This window comes from Paenibacillus sp. RS8 (genome assembly GCF_041956825.1).
Taxonomy (GTDB): Bacteria; Bacillota; Bacilli; order Paenibacillales; family Paenibacillaceae; genus Paenibacillus_AQ.
Window position 1 is genome coordinate 4,843,075 of the sequence record NZ_CP168131.1, and the last position, 14,930, is coordinate 4,858,004.

The following is a 14,930-nucleotide window of genomic DNA, read 5'->3' on the forward strand; positions in this document are numbered from 1 at the left end:
CGCAAAACAGTTATGACCTAGCAACTCTATTTGACGGAGGGAACTATTACGCCTCTTAGCAACACTGTTTCTCTAGACCCACCCGAATCTTGGAGTGTAGTATAGAACAATACTATTCTTTGGGGGTTCTTTTTTTTGGAAAATTACAACGACATCAAACAAGGTGAAAAAGGAGCTTGGCTAAGCATAGTTGCTTATATCTTCTTATCCGCCATCAAATTGTTCATTGGTACGGTCTCGGGATCTCAAGCGCTGCTTGCGGACGGTCTGAACAACAGCACGGATATTATCGCTTCTATCGCCGTACTAATCGGCCTCAAGATCTCCAGAAGACCGCCGGATTCCAATCACAGCTACGGGCATTTCAGAGCGGAGACCGTGGCATCCTTAATTGCTTCGTTCATTATGATTGTGGTAGGACTTCAAGTGTTGTACCAGGGTGTGAATAAATTTATCCAACCGGAACTGGAAAGTCCAGATCTTATGGCAGCGTGGACGGCAGTCTTTTGTGCTGTAATCATGATGGGCGTGTATATGTATAACATTAGACTGGCCCGCTCCATTAATAGTAACGCTATGCGAGCCGTTGCACTAGATAATCGATCGGATGCTTTAGTTAGTATTGGCGCATTTGTCGGAATTGTGGCTTCTGGATTTGGGATACCATGGCTTGATCCACTTACAGCGATTATTGTCGGCCTGATCATCTGCAAGACGGCATGGGATATCTTTAGTAAAGCAACACATGACTTAACGGACGGTTTTGATGCGGAAGAGCTTGAACTGATGAAAGAAACCGTTGCTGAAGTGGACGGCGTTCAATCTATTAAAGATATCAAAGCCCGCATCCATGGGAATAACGTGCTAGTGGATACAACTGTATTAGTAGACTCTGAGCTTAGTGTGGTGCAGAGCCATGATATTACGGAAGAAATTGAAGAACAATTGAAGGACCGACACCAAGTTTCGAATGTGCTTGTCCACATAGAACCGGTAATGAAGTAGAAGTAGACTCAGAAGTGTGACTTTCCTTGGATGAATATGGGATTTCCTCTGTGATGTTGTTAATAGATCTTTTGTGCAGAAAGGTGGAAAATTAGTTGTATTTATCGATATGTAAATTTCAGGAAATGGAATGGTGATTTCGTGATTGAGTGGAAGGATTCATATGATATCGGTGTAGAGAAAATAGACTGTCAGCACAGACAGTTGCTAGCGAAATTGAACGAATTTTTTGATGCTTGCAGTAAGCAGCAGGGGAAAGAAAAGATCGAAGAAACGCTGAAATTCTTGAAGGAATATACCATTGAGCATTTTAGCAATGAAGAACAATTGATGGAAGAGATCGATTTTCCTGAATTGGCGGAACATCGTCAGACGCATGCTGATTTTGTAAAAGCCGTTCTTGAATTGGAAGAAACCATTAAAACTAAGGGAGTTTCCGTTCTCTCGACAATTAAGCTTAACCGTACGTTGACCGATTGGCTTCTGAATCACATTAATAAATGCGATAAGCTAATTGGTGAGTGTATGGCCACACGGGATAGAGCGGTATAACTTAAACCCCCAAAGAAAATGCCGACGGGCATTTTCTTTTTTTTGACAGGGAATGTGATAAGAAATTGTGGTATGTTATTTGCTCCGATTTCCGAAGACAGCACCGGAATTTATACTGGGTTAACGGTTTGTGTTATGATTTGAGATAAGACATATAGAGTTAGTATAGTAAAGGGAGTGGAATGATGAAAACATTACGAATGTTAGCTTCAGGGTTTGCTATGCTGCTTATTCTGGGCCTTGTTAATTTTTACATTGGGTATCATGGATGGTTGCTGGTTCATGAATGGTTTTCAGGTGCTTCCTTAGCTTTGTTCTGGACAGTATTCCTGCTTGTGGCCTTTGCGTATGTCGTTGGAATGATACCATGGCCTACAATTGTGAAGCCGTTAGCTAGATTCTTTAAAGTGATTGGATCGTATTATCTAGCCTGTATGGAATTTGCTATTATCATGTTGCCGTTAGCTGATCTGTTGTATGTATTGCTGGGCTGGATGGGTGTTGATCGAACGCACTACATCTTAGAAGCGGGAGTTACGCTACTGATATTACTCATAGTTTTTCTAGTCTGGGGTTCGATTAATGCTTGGAGTACAGTAATCCGTACGCATCCCATTCCCATCGATAAATCCATAGGAACCAGTACACCATTAACCATCGCGGTTGCATCTGATCTGCATTTAGGAAACATCGTCGGTAATCGCCATCTCAAAAAAATGGTTGCACAAATGAACGCTATGAAGCCTGATGTGATTTTGCTGGCTGGGGATGTACTTGACGATAGTATAGAGCCTTTTATTCGCAACGGTATGAGTGAACAGCTCAAGCAATTAAAAGCGCGTCATGGTGTCTACGCAGTGCTGGGCAATCACGAATATTACGGTGGTTCGATTAAAGAATATACCGATTTAATGAGTAGCATAGGCATTAAAGTCTTACAGGATGAGGTTGAAGAAGTAGCTGGAACGTATATTGTGGGTCGAAAAGATAAAACTGCCGAAACAATGGAAGCCGGTGGCAGAATGAGTGTAAGCTCTTTATTGAATGGTCTCGATCTTACACGTCCTGTAATCATGATGGATCATCAGCCTACCGGTTTTGATGTCGCTGCCCAAGAAGGGGTAGATATTTTGCTCTCCGGTCATACGCATCGTGGACAGATTGCGCCTAATCACTGGATCACTAAACGGTTATTCGAACTGGACTGGGGTTATCTTCGTAAAGATAACTTGCATGTGGTTGTTTCCTCTGGTTATGGGACATGGGGACCTCCAATCCGATTAGCCAGCCGTTCGGAGATCATTAAACTTGAAGTAGTCTTAGAAGGGACTAAACAATATAGTGAAGAAGCCGTGTCTACAAAGACGGTATTAATCTAACTGAGAAATTAAATGATAAGAAGCTGTCTTAACCCGTGGAATTATTCTGCGAGATAAGGCAGCTTCTTTTTTTGACAATTAGATGAGCGTGTAGTATTGTTTGTTTGTGATAGTTAAGCACTTAACTAAATTGGAGTTGGAAAATCTATGAATGAACATTTGCAACCGTTCGTTTTGAAGCAGCCGCTGCATACTCAGGTTTTTTTTACTTTAGTTCATACTACTGCAAGCTTGGTTTCTGTCTCTGATAAATATTGGCAGTCTAAAGGATTAAATGGCGCAAGAATTCGTATCTTGGTAGAAATATCTAAACAGGGTGGAACAATTCTGCCTTCTACATTGGCTCACAATATTGGTGTCACAAAAGCTAATATTAGTCTTTTGCTGACCCCCCTAGAGAAAGATGGTTGGATCACCCGTTCGAATCATACACAGGATGGTCGAAAAAGCGTTATTTCGATCACGGGTGAAGGTCAGCGATTACTCCTAGAACATCTTCCCGGAAATCGTGAAGTGATCGCTGAACGTATGCAGGGACTGGATGAACAAGAGCTTCGACAACTCATCGTTTTATTAGATAAGCTTAATAATAGCTAGCTATAATGTTGCGGTCTCGAATTCAAGGAAAGGGAAGGGTGGAGTGTAATGTCAATTATGGTTACTGGGGCTACGGGGCAATTAGGGAGTTTGATTATGGAGAATCTTCTACAGCTTGTTCCGTCCAGTCAGATTATCGCATGTGTCCGTGATCTAGAGAAAGCAAAGGATCTTTTGGAAAAAGGGGTTGAGATTCGCTTTGGCGATTATGACCAGCCTGATTCCCTGGTGGAAGCTTTTTTAGGAGTTGCAAATTTGTTGTTCATCTCTAGTTCACATCCCGATGATAACGTCAGATTGATTCAACATTCTGAGGTCGTTAATGTTGCATTAAAGGCCGGGGTAAAGCATTTGCTGTATACAGGCTTTGCATTTCCACCAAAAGGACAAATTCCAGCGAATCATGTTCACCTACTTACAGAGCAGATGATTCTTAAATCAGGGATTGACTATACATTTCTCCGCAACGCTTTGTATATGGATTTTATAAATGTACTAGGTCTGAAAGAGGCGATCCAAAACGGTGAGCTAATCACCTATCCAGGGAACTGGTTATTTAATTCGGTGACACGAAAGGATCTCGCTTTAGCAACAGCAGTCGTGCTTACCACTACAGGGCATCATAATCAGATTTATGAATTAGCTGCACCACGCTCTTGGGATTTCGACGAACTTGCGGAGATATTATCAGAGCTATCGGGAACAAGGATTGTTCATCGGCAGGATTCAAACATTCAGCACTGGATTTATTCATTTCTTGCGAAGTTAGATACAGCTTCTACTTCAAATGATATGGAGAGACTAATGGGACGGCCTGTTACCACATTGAAGGAGAGCATAGTCACTTTCCTTCAGAATGAATAGCGATATTGAATAATTCAATTATATAGTGGTTCGATCTAAAGTGAGTAAATAATTATATTTACTGGCATGTTTTAATTCATCTAAAATAATCCCATATACAGTATCGCGATAAACTCCAACAGGCAGACCAAACCATATTTCGCGGTACTTTTCGACAGCAGCCAGTTCACCTTGGAGTGCTTTCTCTAATCCTTCTTCATAGGAATTGACCCGTTGATACTGCTCGCTGCTAATTCCTTCGATATCTTGACCTGTAATTTCTTTGAACATCCCACGGAACATGGAGTTGTGACCCCGTTCGTCATTGCGTATAGAGGTGATAATGAGGGCTTGCTCGGAGTTCGGAGCTAATTTGATAATTTCATCATAGAAGAGCTCATCATTTCGTTCACCTTGCACAGCTTCTTTGATTAAATTTAATGCTTGTGGAAGAGAGGTTGCCCAAATAGGTTTGAAATCAGATCTATTCTGAGATAAGGGTGTCCAATACATTTTTTATTAACCTCCTGATTTGCACATTATAATTAGGAGTAGTATATGAGCGAATGCCCGGTATGTTCTCTTTTTGTCTTTAGTTGTTCTAACCCTTTAAAGTTGATACTATGGGTTCATCCGTAATTCAGGGAGTGTAAATGATGAAGAAGATTTTAATAGCAGATGACGATAGCAATATTCGGACTTTATTGAAGCATGTATTGACCAGAGAAGGTTATCAAGTCATGGAGGCCGTCGATGGTCGGGATGCGATACATAAACTGCAAGAAAGTATTGCCGATTTAGCCATAGTGGACGTAATGATGCCGCATGTGGATGGATTAGAGCTATGCCAGCATATAAGAGAAACGTATGATATACCGATCATTTTGCTGACAGCTAGGCAGCAGCTTAGTGATAAAGAGCAAGGCTATTTACGGGGAACAGATGATTATGTAACGAAGCCGTTCGAGCCTGAAGAATTGTTGTTTCGGATTAAAGCTTTATTTCGGCGGTATTCCATCGCTTCGGATGATCGGATTCGCTTGAATTCACTTGTGATCGATCGTAAAAACTATGAGATCACGGATGGCGACGAAGTTCTCCTGCTGCCGGTAAAGGAATTTGAACTGCTAGCGCAACTGGCACAATATCCAGGTAGACTATATTCCCGCAGTGAGTTGATTGAACTAGTATGGGGAATGGATTATGAAGGTGATGAACGTACGGTGGATGTGCACATCAAGCGATTACGTCAGCGGTTTCTGGATTATCAGGATGACTTTGTGATTCGGACGGTAAGGGGAATCGGATATAAATTGGAGATGGTGAATTCGTGAAGTCCTTGTATGTGAGGATGTGTATTCTTTTTTGTTCGGCCATTGTTGTGAGCAGTCTTCTTGGTTTCTTGGTATCTAATATTTATTATCAAGCTCAGATTAAATCTCAGAACGATGCCAAGCTTACGGGGATGGCTATTGAAATCCAGCAATTTGCGGAGACTCACACGGATTCTATGGAGGATTATCTGCAAAGTGTAGCCAAGCTGGGTTATAAAATCTATCTAACCGATGCAGAAGGTCAATCCCGATTCTACGGCAAGCCTTTTCGGAAAGAGGATCTAGATAAGCAACAGTTAGAAAAAGTACTGAATGGACAAGTGTATCATGGTGTAGCAGAGTTTCCTGATAGTGCATTTATTACAGGTTTTTTTGATAACCAATTAAGCAATACGATAGGTGTGCCAATCGAAGTTAATAATGAGACCTTCGCGTTATTCATGCGTCCGGATGCAGAGGTTCAATTCGGTGAGCTGCGTGTATTTTTTGCTGTTATTATCGGGTTTACCGTATTGTTCAGTCTGGGATTCGTAATGATCAGCGTATTACATGTGGTCAGACCTATTACACGTTTAACAACGGCAACTAAGCGGATTTCAAAAGGTAGATATGATATTAAACTAAATACTTGGCGCAGGGATGAGATTGGTCAGTTAGCCTCACACTTTATGATTATGAGCCGTGAGCTGGAACGGACCAATCGTGCGCGTCAAGAGTTTGTTGCGAATGTGTCGCATGAAATCGAATCGCCATTAACTTCTATTCAAGGGTTTGCCCAAACCCTTAAAGATCCTACATTACCAGAGGATGAACGGATAGAGTACCTCAATATTATTGATCAAGAAAGCCATCGTCTATCGATGCTTAGTAAACAGCTGCTAACGTTATCTTCCCTCGATTATGATCCGGATTCCTTGCAGAAGAAGCCTATAGATTTGCGTGCACAGCTTCGGCAGGTTGTACAAATCATGGAGTGGAGATTAACAGAGAAGCAATTAGCGGTTCGTTTAAGTCTTGCGGACATTCGCGTACATGGCGATTCCAATCTGTTGTATCAGGTGTGGATGAACCTCATTACTAATGCTATCAAATATACACCTGCTGAGGGATCTATTATGATTTCCGCAAAACTTGACGAAGGGAATTGTGTTGTAACTTTTTCGGATACTGGGGAAGGTATTCCTGCTGAGGAATTACCACTCATCTTTGACCGTTTTTATAAAGTTGACCGGGCACGTACACGAGAAACACATAGCAGCGGACTTGGACTTGCGATTACGCAAAAGATTGTAGAGACACATAACGGAACCATAGAAGTATCCAGTACAGTTGGCAAAGGCACGACCTTTACTGTTACTCTTCCTCTTTTGTAACTGGTTATTCATACTCCGTTCATTTTCATCTTCTAAACTGTGACTATACAGATTAGAAGGAGTGGTAATATGTTTCTAGCCTTAAGAGAAATGCGACATTCTAAAGCCAGATACCTGTTGATAATGGTAATCATGTTATTGGTTTCCTTTCTTGTACTTTTCGTAACGGGACTGGCCAGAGGATTAGCGTATGCTAATATCTCAGCAATAGAGAATATGCCGGCAAACTATTACGTGGTGCAGAAGGATGCGGATCAGACGTTTAGACGTTCTCAGTTAACGGATACGGAGCTGGGTAGTGTTCGAGCAGTAGTAGGAGATAATAATGCTTCATCACTCGCTCTACAGATGAGTACAGTGACTACGAACGATACGGATACTAAAGCAGACGTAACTTTTTTTGCAGTTGATATGAACGGTTTACTGGCTCCAAAAGTGATTGAAGGTGACAAGATTACGAATGATACGCAGGGAAGTGTCATCGTTGATCGTGACTTGGAACAGTCGGGCATTAAGATTGGTAGTACGATCCAAGATCAGGCAACTGGGAAGGAATTTAAAGTTACAGGATATGTTGAGAATAGCTCATACAGCCATACCCCAGTAGTCTATATTAACAATAAAGATTGGCAGGAAATGAGACAAGGTGTTAATCAAGGTAGTGAGGCTACATCAGGAGCGCCTTTTAATGTAATTGCGCTTAATGCAAACGCAGGGCAAGTGGATAAGATCTCTGCTAGTACGAAAAATGTGGAAGTGATTACGCAAAAAGAAGCGATTTCTAATATTCCGGGTTATTCATCAGAACAAGGTTCACTGCTTATGATGATTGCTTTCCTGTTCGTAATCGCCGGGTTTGTTCTGGCTGTATTCTTCTATGTTATTACCATTCAGAAAACAAGCCAGTTTGGAATTCTGAAAGCCATGGGTACAAAAATGTCTTACTTGGCTTGGAGCGTTGTAGGGCAGGTCATGATATTGGCTATTGCAAGTCTAAGCATTAGCTTACTGCTTACCTTTGGAATGAATCAGGTACTACCAGACACTATGCCGTTCCAACTGGAACCTTCTACGATTCTATTAACCAGCGGTTTGTTCGTTGGGATGTCTCTATTAGGATCACTCATTTCTGTCGCTAAAGTGGCAAAAGTTGATGCATTAGAAGCAATTGGGAGGGCTGGGGCATGAGTACTACTAAATTATTGATGAAGCAAGTGACCAAGACGTATGGAGACGGCGATACAACGGTATCTGTTCTGAACAATTTGAATCTTCTAGTCAATGAAGGGGAATTCGTTGCCGTCCTTGGGCCTTCGGGAACAGGGAAGAGTACATTCCTTTCAGCAGCGGGAGCACTTCTTACGCCTACCAGTGGTGAGATTTTCATAGATGGAGAATCGCTTACTGACAAAAGTAAAAGCGAGCTGACTGAGCTTCGTTTAGAGAAGATAGGCTTTATGTTCCAAAGCGCACAGCTACTGCCTTATTTGAAAGTTGAGGAGCAACTTCTCTTTGTAGCTAAACAAGCTAAGATGAGTGCTAAAGAAGCTAAAGAACGGGCAGCAGATTTGATGAAGCGTCTGGATATCTGGAAACGTCGGAACCATTATCCTGAGCAGTTATCTGGCGGGGAGAAGCAGCGTGTAGCCATTGCAAGAGCATGGATGAATAAACCTGCGATCTTGTTTGCAGATGAACCGACAGCAAGTTTAGATTTCAAACGGGGCAGAGAAGTCGTGCGAATGATTGCTGACGAAGTTAAGAGTGAAGGCAAGGCTGCTGTAATGGTCACTCATGATGAACGGATGCTTGAATGGTGCGACCGCGTGCTGCATCTGGAAGATGGACATTTGGTTGAACATGAGTTAAGCAAAATTTAGTAGAAAAAAGATTCATGCCTTGAATGGCATGAATCTTTTTTTGCGTGTGAGTAATAGACTGTCCTTATTTGTCAGCTATGGTAACTTGGCCTGAGCCATATGTGTCAAACCAGCCTTTAATTGTGTTGAAATCGCTACTGAATGACAGTGCCAGTTCTAGTAGAATTCGGGCATGTGCTGCGTTCAGGTTGTCTCCGGCAATTATGCCGTCACTTGATGTATAGTTAGAACCGGAACCCGTACGAGTGGTAGCTACGAAGATCACTCCGTTTTCCTTAATAGCCTTTGTACGAGCTTCTCCCATCGCTTTGGATACGCCACCGGCCCCTGTGCCTGAAGTAACGATACCTTTTGCTCCGTCTTGGACGAAACCTTTAATTGCTCCTGCACCCGCATCTTGGTAGGCATAAGCAATTTCAACCTTCGGCATATCGCTGCTCTTAATCTTAGTTAGATCGAATGGTGTTGCCCATTTGTCAGCGGTCAATAGCGCTCTGGAGTTCGCACGATATATTCTAATATTATTTTCATCGATATATCCGAGGATACCTAGTTGCGGACTTTCAAAAGTGTCAGTACGATAGGCATTCGTCTTGGTAACCTCTCTAGCTGTATGAATCTCGTCATTTAACATGAGTACAGTACCGTAATATTTCGTTTTTCCACTAGCAGCTAGTTTAATAGCATTGAATAGATTAGCCTGAGCGTCACTTCCGATAACAGTCCATGGACGCATAGAACCAGTTACCACGACAGGTTTGGAGCTGCGAACAGTAAGATCAAGGAAATAAGCAATTTCCTCCATCGTATCTGTACCTGTAGTAACAACGATACCGTCTTGGGTTTCTAGTGCTTTATCTACATTTAAGGAGAGATCATATAGTTGTTGCATGGTATACGAGCCAGAGCCTGCATTCCCAAATTGATAGCTAGTTACATCGGCGAACTTTTTAAGGTTAGGCAGCGCCTTGACCATATCCTCCATTAACAAAGTCCCGGCTTTATAATTCTGAAAGCTGGTCTCATCCACAGATTTACCGGCAATCGTACCACCGGTTGCTATGACTTGGACCTTTGGAAGCTTAACTGTTCCTTCAATCGTTTGGGTAACCTCTGCAGCGTAAGTGGTAGAAACGGGAAGCATTGTTGAAGCGGAGAAGAGTAGTGTGAAAGTGAGTCCTGCGGCAACAGTAGTTTTGGCGAGCTTTGATTGAAATCCATTCATAGATGTAGCCTCCCATTTGAGTATGTACTTTCACTTATATGTTATTTTATATTACATATAGGTGGTTCGTGATTGGATTATATCTATGAATATATTATTACGACAAGTTTACTTACATGCTGATAAAACGCTTAAATCTACTATTTATGCCGATTTTCTATCTATTGCTTATATATTATATGAATTTTATTAATCAACTTTTGAAGTAAAATATAATAGTTATGTTATATTTTATAACACTAAACTTGCGAGGTTTATGAATCTAATAAATAACAAAATGCCGGACTATCTTTGTGAGATTGTCCGGCGTTGCTAATCTATAAATTTGCTGCCGAAACTTTCTCGGCGGCCTGACTACATGTCTTTTCTAGAGACTAGTAGTTTTTGTATAAACACATTGGTGGCCATGGAGGAGGAACTTTCTTTATGGCGGATGATAGAAAATTGTCTTTCAAGATGGTGATGTTTGATGGGAAGTTCATAGATTTCACCACATGCTAATTCTTTACGCACAATCCATCTGGAGAGCATAGCGATTCCCAAACCGGAGGAGACCGCTTCTTTAACTCCTTGACTACTGTTGAAAACATATGATCTTTTGACAAATATCTCTTCTTCTTGAATGAAATGATCACTAAAAGCACGCGTTCCAGAGCCAGGCTCTCTCAGTACCCAAACCTGATTTTGCAGCATGCTTTGCTCGACAGCCCCCCTTTTTGACAAAGGGTGATCGGCAGGGGAGACGATAATCATCTCGTCCTTCATGTAAGGTGTGACGATCAGATCATTCTCATGGGCTTCTCCTTCGATAAAGCCTATGTCCAATTCATTAGATCTTACACCACCAATAATTTCTTCGGTATTACCGATTGTCACTTGAAGCTTAACTTGCGGGTACTGATTTGCAAATTCCGCAAGTCTTGAGGGTAATATATATTCTCCAATTGTAAAGCTCGCTCCAATATGTATACTGCCAGTTACCTCATCCTGTAGCATTTGTATTTCCTGATGAGCTTCTTCAAAGTGGGCCAATATTTGCTTGGCGTGTTTATAAAGAATTGCACCTGCTTCGGTTAATCTCACTTGTTTCGGAGACCGATGCAGAAGCTTTGCGCCTAGTTCATTCTCAAGATTCCGGATATGTAGACTGACACCGGGTTGAGATAGATTTAGTAATTCTCCTGCTTTAGAGAAATGGCTTTGCTCAGCTACAGTAACGAATACCCGTAATGTATCAACAATCATAAAAATCCCTCTCTGAAAGTCCAAATGTATTAAAGTTTCTTATCAAGTACGAACTGAGCCTTCTTTTGTGAGAATCCAATTCGTGTGTAAAAACGTACGGCATCTTCCCTAGTTTGGTTTGTACGAACTCTTAATTTGTTCACTCCAATTTGTGCTGCCCAGCGTTCACAGGCTTCAACAAGTTGTTTACCGGTCCCTACTCCGCGATGTTGCTGATCGACCACTAAACCACCAATCTCAACAAAGGGTGGAGATTCAATTAACAATCGCACACTGGCATGAATCCATCCTATTAATTGCCTATCCGACTCTGCTACATAAATAACATGATCTTTACGATTACTTATCTCTGGAATTCTTTCTTCTAGTTGCTCGATATTTAAAGGATAACCGAGTTCACTGGATAGTCTTGCAATCTCTTGCGTATCGTCTATTGTTGCTGTTCTAATAAGTATGTTCATTCACCGCCTTAAAATGAAGTAAGTCTTTATTATATTTCATCTTTTACAGAGGAACACCTCTAATAAGCTACTTTGTACTATTCCGATAAGCGGATGGGGAAAGACCCATTGTCTTTTTAAAATACTTAGAGAAATGAGCTAATTCCATGCCGACTTGCTCCGCAATATCCGAAATACTGAAATCTGTGTAAGAAAGCTGTCTTTTGGCATGCTCCATACGTTTCAATTGAACATAGTGCATAGGAGTCACCCCCATGAATCTTTTGAAATAAGGAATGAAATAGTTCGGGTGGAGGTGGACAAGCTCTGCTAAGTCATCAATCTCTATGGGCTTATTCAGATATTTATCGATGTAATGGAGCACATGAGCCAGCTTGCCTTGGTCACCGGTGTGTATGAATTGAGTCATAAAGTCTGTATCACTACTATCGCTCGATTCTAGACAAGTGGCTATGAGATTGAGCAAACACGCTTGCGTGCGCAGGATAGATAGAACGTCGTCCTTTTGAAATTGTTCGATCATCTCTATGAAGATTGCCCTTATTGAATCTGGATTAGGTGAATCGCAGATGTATAATTTTTTCTCTGCATGGAATAAGGGCCACTCCCCAATATCAGCATCAAAGTGGCAGTAATAACGGATATATGGATCATCAATAGAAGTTTCGGTAGTTTGTGTGCTCCCCGCAGGCATGATCATAAGCTGACCCGGTTTCGGATAATAGGTAATCCCGTTAATAATAACTTTTCCCATGCCCCCGTCTATATAATATAGCCGATTAAAAGCGGGTGTTTCCAGCGTGCGGTTCCATCCGGGATATCTGTTACTCAGTTGGGCATGGGTCACAGTAACCTTGAGATTCTGCAGGAGACGTCCTGATAAGTTACCTGGGTTGTTCATCATCTAACTCCTTTAACGCTCGTATATCCTCATTATAACGGTTCTATTTAACTAAAACATCTTACTTAAATGCAAATAAACCTTAATTTCAATCATGTTCATGTCCATAAATTAAGTATATCCTCTAAGCATAACCACTAATAAGGAAGTGACCAGAGATGAGTACAGTTCGTTATGGAATTATTGGCATTGGAAATATGGGAACGGCACATGCGCAGAGTCTGCTGAGTGATATTAAGGGGGCTGAACTTACTGCCGTATGTGATATAAGAGAAGAACGTTTGAAATGGGCTGAAGAGCAATTACCTGAGAACGTCAGGAAGTATTCAACTCCGAAAGAATTATTCGAGTCACGTATCATGGATGCGGTATTAATCTGTACTCCGCATTATGATCATCCTACACTTGCAATCGAAGCTTTTCAGCATGGTTATCATGTACTAGTGGAGAAGCCTGCAGGTGTTTATACGAAAGCTGTTCAACAGATGAATGATGCTGCAGCACAGTCTGACCGCAAATTTGGAATCATGTACAATCAGCGTACAAATCCTTTGTATCAGAAGCTGAGAGATCTTATTCAGTCTGGTGAGTTAGGTGAGATCCGCCGGACGAATTGGATTATTACCGCCTGGTATAGATCGCAGAACTACTATAATTCTGGTGGCTGGCGGGCGACATGGGCGGGTGAAGGTGGTGGGGTATTGCTTAATCAAGATCCTCATCAGTTAGATTTATGGCAGTGGACAACAGGCATGATGCCGAAGCGGATAAGAGCATTTTGCCACTTTGGAAAATATCGCAACATTGAGGTTGAAGATGATGTAACCGCTTATGTGGAATATGAGAATGGAGCTACGGGTTTGTTTATTACTACAACTGGAGAGGCACCGGGGACCAATCGTTTTGAAATCAATGGCGATAATGGGAAAATCGTAGTGGAAGACGGGAAGCTGACCTTTTGGCGTTTACGTACACCTGAGCCTCAGTTCAACGCAGAATTCACAGGAGGATTCGGTAGTCCAGAGTGTTGGAAATGTGAGATTCCTGTAGAAAATGGCGGAGGGGAGCAACATAAAGGGATTCTACGGAACTTTACGAATGCCATTTTACATGATGAGGTATTACTTGCTCCTGGAGAGGAAGGGATTAAAGGGCTAACGCTTTCGAATGCTATGTATTTATCGGCTTGGACGGACAATTGGGTGGAGCTTCCGATAGATTCAGATTTATTCTATGAGAAACTAATGGAAAAAGTAAAAAATTCGACTTTCCAAAAGGAAACCTCAGAATCTAAAACATTGAATGTTAAAGGAACTCATTAAATCGAAGGAGAGAGGTTAAAGCCTATGAAACGTTCAACGATTGCGGCACAAATGTACACATTGCGTGATTTTACTCAAACGGCGGAGGATTTAAGAACAACTTTTCAAAAGGTATCAGCAATGGGTTATGAGAGTATTCAGATTTCATCCATCGGACCGATTGATCCGAAACTAGTCAAAAAATATGCTGATGAAGCAGGGCTGGCCATATGTGCGACTCATGTGTCATGGGAGCGGTTAGTGAATGATCTGGACGCTCTTGCCGCAGAGCATAAGCTGTGGAAGTGCAAATACATTGGACTTGGAAGTTTACCGGAAGAATTTCGTACTGGAATTGAAAGCTACCGGAAATTCGCAAAATTGATATCAGAAATTGCGATAACACTCAAAGAACAACACGGTCTGCAATTTGTTTATCATAATCATGATTTTGAATTTGAACGTTTTGACGGTATTACTGGAATGGAAGTATTGCTCAATGAGACGGACCCTGCAGTTGGTTTCATTCTTGATCTATATTGGGTTCAGGCAGGCGGGGCAAGTCCAGTGGAATGGATACGTAAAGTTGAAGGCAGAATGCAGGTCGTGCATTTAAAGGATATGGCGATTATAGACAGACAGCAAGTCTTTGCTGAGATCGGTGAAGGAAATATGAACTACGGTGAGATTATTACAGCTTGCCGTGGAACAGGTGTTGAATGGTATGTAGTGGAGCAAGATGTTTGCCGTCGTGATCCTTTTGAGAGTCTGGAGATTAGTCTGCGCTATCTGCTTAATCTTTTATAGTATCACTTAGAAGCCATTAGGAGGATT

At 41.7% G+C, this 14,930-nt stretch carries 16 protein-coding genes; 11 read left to right on the forward strand and 5 right to left on the reverse strand.

What is annotated here, in order from left to right; all coding sequences use genetic code 11:
• Positions 1-135 precede the first annotated feature (135 nt).
• The 5 genes from ACDZ28_RS22935 to ACDZ28_RS22955 all read left to right on the forward strand — a co-directional run bounded on the left by ACDZ28_RS22935 (position 136) and on the right by ACDZ28_RS22955 (position 4,397).
• Positions 136-1,005, forward strand: coding sequence for a cation diffusion facilitator family transporter (locus ACDZ28_RS22935; RefSeq protein WP_042127403.1), 870 nt, complete (start codon positions 136-138; stop codon positions 1,003-1,005).
• A 141-nt stretch (positions 1,006-1,146) separates the two neighbouring features.
• Positions 1,147-1,557 carry a bacteriohemerythrin gene (locus ACDZ28_RS22940; RefSeq protein WP_081389791.1) on the forward strand — a complete coding sequence of 137 codons (411 nt, stop codon included), beginning with the start codon at positions 1,147-1,149 and terminating at the stop codon, positions 1,555-1,557.
• Positions 1,558-1,739: 182 nt separating this feature from the next.
• Complete coding sequence (locus ACDZ28_RS22945; RefSeq protein WP_375102827.1) at positions 1,740-2,936, forward strand: metallophosphoesterase; 1,197 nt, start codon at positions 1,740-1,742, stop codon at positions 2,934-2,936.
• A gap of 147 nt (positions 2,937-3,083) precedes the next feature.
• Entirely contained in the window at positions 3,084-3,533 is a 450-nt protein-coding gene (locus tag ACDZ28_RS22950; RefSeq protein ID WP_042127406.1) for a MarR family winged helix-turn-helix transcriptional regulator, read from the forward strand.
• Positions 3,534-3,581: 48 nt separating this feature from the next.
• A complete protein-coding gene (locus ACDZ28_RS22955) occupies positions 3,582-4,397 on the forward strand; it encodes an SDR family oxidoreductase (protein ID WP_375102828.1) in 816 nt (271 codons plus the stop codon).
• Between the two features lie 18 nt (positions 4,398-4,415).
• Here the strand turns inward: ACDZ28_RS22955 and ACDZ28_RS22960 are convergent, their stop codons facing one another.
• Positions 4,416-4,889 carry a ferritin-like domain-containing protein gene (locus ACDZ28_RS22960; protein WP_339290936.1) on the reverse strand — a complete coding sequence of 158 codons (474 nt, stop codon included), beginning with the start codon at positions 4,887-4,889 and terminating at the stop codon, positions 4,416-4,418.
• Between the two features lie 143 nt (positions 4,890-5,032).
• On the opposite strand from ACDZ28_RS22960, the gene ACDZ28_RS22965 reads away from it, so the two are divergent.
• The 4 genes from ACDZ28_RS22965 to ACDZ28_RS22980 all read left to right on the forward strand — a co-directional run bounded on the left by ACDZ28_RS22965 (position 5,033) and on the right by ACDZ28_RS22980 (position 8,963).
• Positions 5,033-5,710 (forward strand): response regulator transcription factor, encoded by a 678-nt coding sequence (locus ACDZ28_RS22965; protein WP_042127411.1) that lies wholly within the window; start codon positions 5,033-5,035, stop codon positions 5,708-5,710.
• Positions 5,707-7,083: a sensor histidine kinase gene (locus ACDZ28_RS22970; protein ID WP_375102829.1), complete on the forward strand. Its 1,377-nt coding sequence runs from the start codon at positions 5,707-5,709 to the stop codon at positions 7,081-7,083. Before ACDZ28_RS22965 ends, ACDZ28_RS22970 begins: the two co-directional genes overlap by 4 nt.
• Before the next feature lie 90 nt (positions 7,084-7,173).
• A complete protein-coding gene (locus ACDZ28_RS22975; RefSeq protein WP_375102830.1) occupies positions 7,174-8,271 on the forward strand; it encodes an ABC transporter permease in 1,098 nt (365 codons plus the stop codon).
• A complete protein-coding gene (locus tag ACDZ28_RS22980) occupies positions 8,268-8,963 on the forward strand; it encodes an ABC transporter ATP-binding protein (protein WP_076118416.1) in 696 nt (231 codons plus the stop codon). Before ACDZ28_RS22975 ends, ACDZ28_RS22980 begins: the two co-directional genes overlap by 4 nt.
• Before the next feature lie 64 nt (positions 8,964-9,027).
• Here ACDZ28_RS22980 and ACDZ28_RS22985 read toward each other — a convergent pair whose 3' ends face one another.
• The 4 genes from ACDZ28_RS22985 to ACDZ28_RS23000 form a co-directional block, all read right to left on the reverse strand.
• Complete coding sequence (locus ACDZ28_RS22985; RefSeq protein WP_042127419.1) at positions 9,028-10,188, reverse strand: asparaginase; 1,161 nt, start codon at positions 10,186-10,188, stop codon at positions 9,028-9,030.
• A gap of 354 nt (positions 10,189-10,542) precedes the next feature.
• The gene (locus ACDZ28_RS22990; protein WP_375102831.1) at positions 10,543-11,433 is read right to left on the reverse strand and encodes a LysR family transcriptional regulator; all 891 of its coding nucleotides are present in this window, start codon (positions 11,431-11,433) and stop codon (positions 10,543-10,545) included.
• Between the two features lie 29 nt (positions 11,434-11,462).
• On the reverse strand, positions 11,463-11,894 hold the full coding sequence (locus tag ACDZ28_RS22995) for a GNAT family N-acetyltransferase (RefSeq protein WP_375102832.1): 432 nt from the start codon (positions 11,892-11,894) through the stop codon (positions 11,463-11,465).
• A 67-nt stretch (positions 11,895-11,961) separates the two neighbouring features.
• Entirely contained in the window at positions 11,962-12,798 is an 837-nt protein-coding gene (locus tag ACDZ28_RS23000; protein WP_339290948.1) for an AraC family transcriptional regulator, read from the reverse strand.
• Positions 12,799-12,953: 155 nt separating this feature from the next.
• Between ACDZ28_RS23000 and ACDZ28_RS23005 the strand changes: the two genes are divergently transcribed.
• Together ACDZ28_RS23005 and ACDZ28_RS23010 are read left to right on the forward strand one after the other, a co-directional pair.
• Positions 12,954-14,117, forward strand: coding sequence for a Gfo/Idh/MocA family protein (locus ACDZ28_RS23005; protein WP_375102833.1), 1,164 nt, complete (start codon positions 12,954-12,956; stop codon positions 14,115-14,117).
• A 24-nt stretch (positions 14,118-14,141) separates the two neighbouring features.
• Complete coding sequence (locus ACDZ28_RS23010; protein ID WP_339290950.1) at positions 14,142-14,903, forward strand: sugar phosphate isomerase/epimerase; 762 nt, start codon at positions 14,142-14,144, stop codon at positions 14,901-14,903.
• Positions 14,904-14,930: the final 27 nt, after the last annotated feature.

What these genes read in the sequence shown, in the direction of transcription:
- ACDZ28_RS23005 (WP_375102833.1), top strand. Translation starts at nt 12,954, where the DNA reads ATGAGTACAGTTCGTTATGGAATTATTGGCATTGGAAATATGGGAACG.
- ACDZ28_RS22980 (WP_076118416.1), top strand. Translation starts at nt 8,268, where the DNA reads ATGAGTACTACTAAATTATTGATGAAGCAAGTGACCAAGACGTATGGA.
- ACDZ28_RS22960 (WP_339290936.1), bottom strand. Translation starts at nt 4,889, where the DNA reads ATGTATTGGACACCCTTATCTCAGAATAGATCTGATTTCAAACCTATT.
- ACDZ28_RS23000 (WP_339290948.1), bottom strand. Translation starts at nt 12,798, where the DNA reads ATGATGAACAACCCAGGTAACTTATCAGGACGTCTCCTGCAGAATCTC.
- ACDZ28_RS22965 (WP_042127411.1), top strand. Translation starts at nt 5,033, where the DNA reads ATGAAGAAGATTTTAATAGCAGATGACGATAGCAATATTCGGACTTTA.
- ACDZ28_RS22950 (WP_042127406.1), top strand. Translation starts at nt 3,084, where the DNA reads ATGAATGAACATTTGCAACCGTTCGTTTTGAAGCAGCCGCTGCATACT.
- ACDZ28_RS22985 (WP_042127419.1), bottom strand. Translation starts at nt 10,188, where the DNA reads ATGAATGGATTTCAATCAAAGCTCGCCAAAACTACTGTTGCCGCAGGA.
- ACDZ28_RS22995 (WP_375102832.1), bottom strand. Translation starts at nt 11,894, where the DNA reads ATGAACATACTTATTAGAACAGCAACAATAGACGATACGCAAGAGATT.
- ACDZ28_RS23010 (WP_339290950.1), top strand. Translation starts at nt 14,142, where the DNA reads ATGAAACGTTCAACGATTGCGGCACAAATGTACACATTGCGTGATTTT.
- ACDZ28_RS22955 (WP_375102828.1), top strand. Translation starts at nt 3,582, where the DNA reads ATGTCAATTATGGTTACTGGGGCTACGGGGCAATTAGGGAGTTTGATT.
- ACDZ28_RS22975 (WP_375102830.1), top strand. Translation starts at nt 7,174, where the DNA reads ATGCGACATTCTAAAGCCAGATACCTGTTGATAATGGTAATCATGTTA.
- ACDZ28_RS22990 (WP_375102831.1), bottom strand. Translation starts at nt 11,433, where the DNA reads ATGATTGTTGATACATTACGGGTATTCGTTACTGTAGCTGAGCAAAGC.
- ACDZ28_RS22945 (WP_375102827.1), top strand. Translation starts at nt 1,740, where the DNA reads ATGATGAAAACATTACGAATGTTAGCTTCAGGGTTTGCTATGCTGCTT.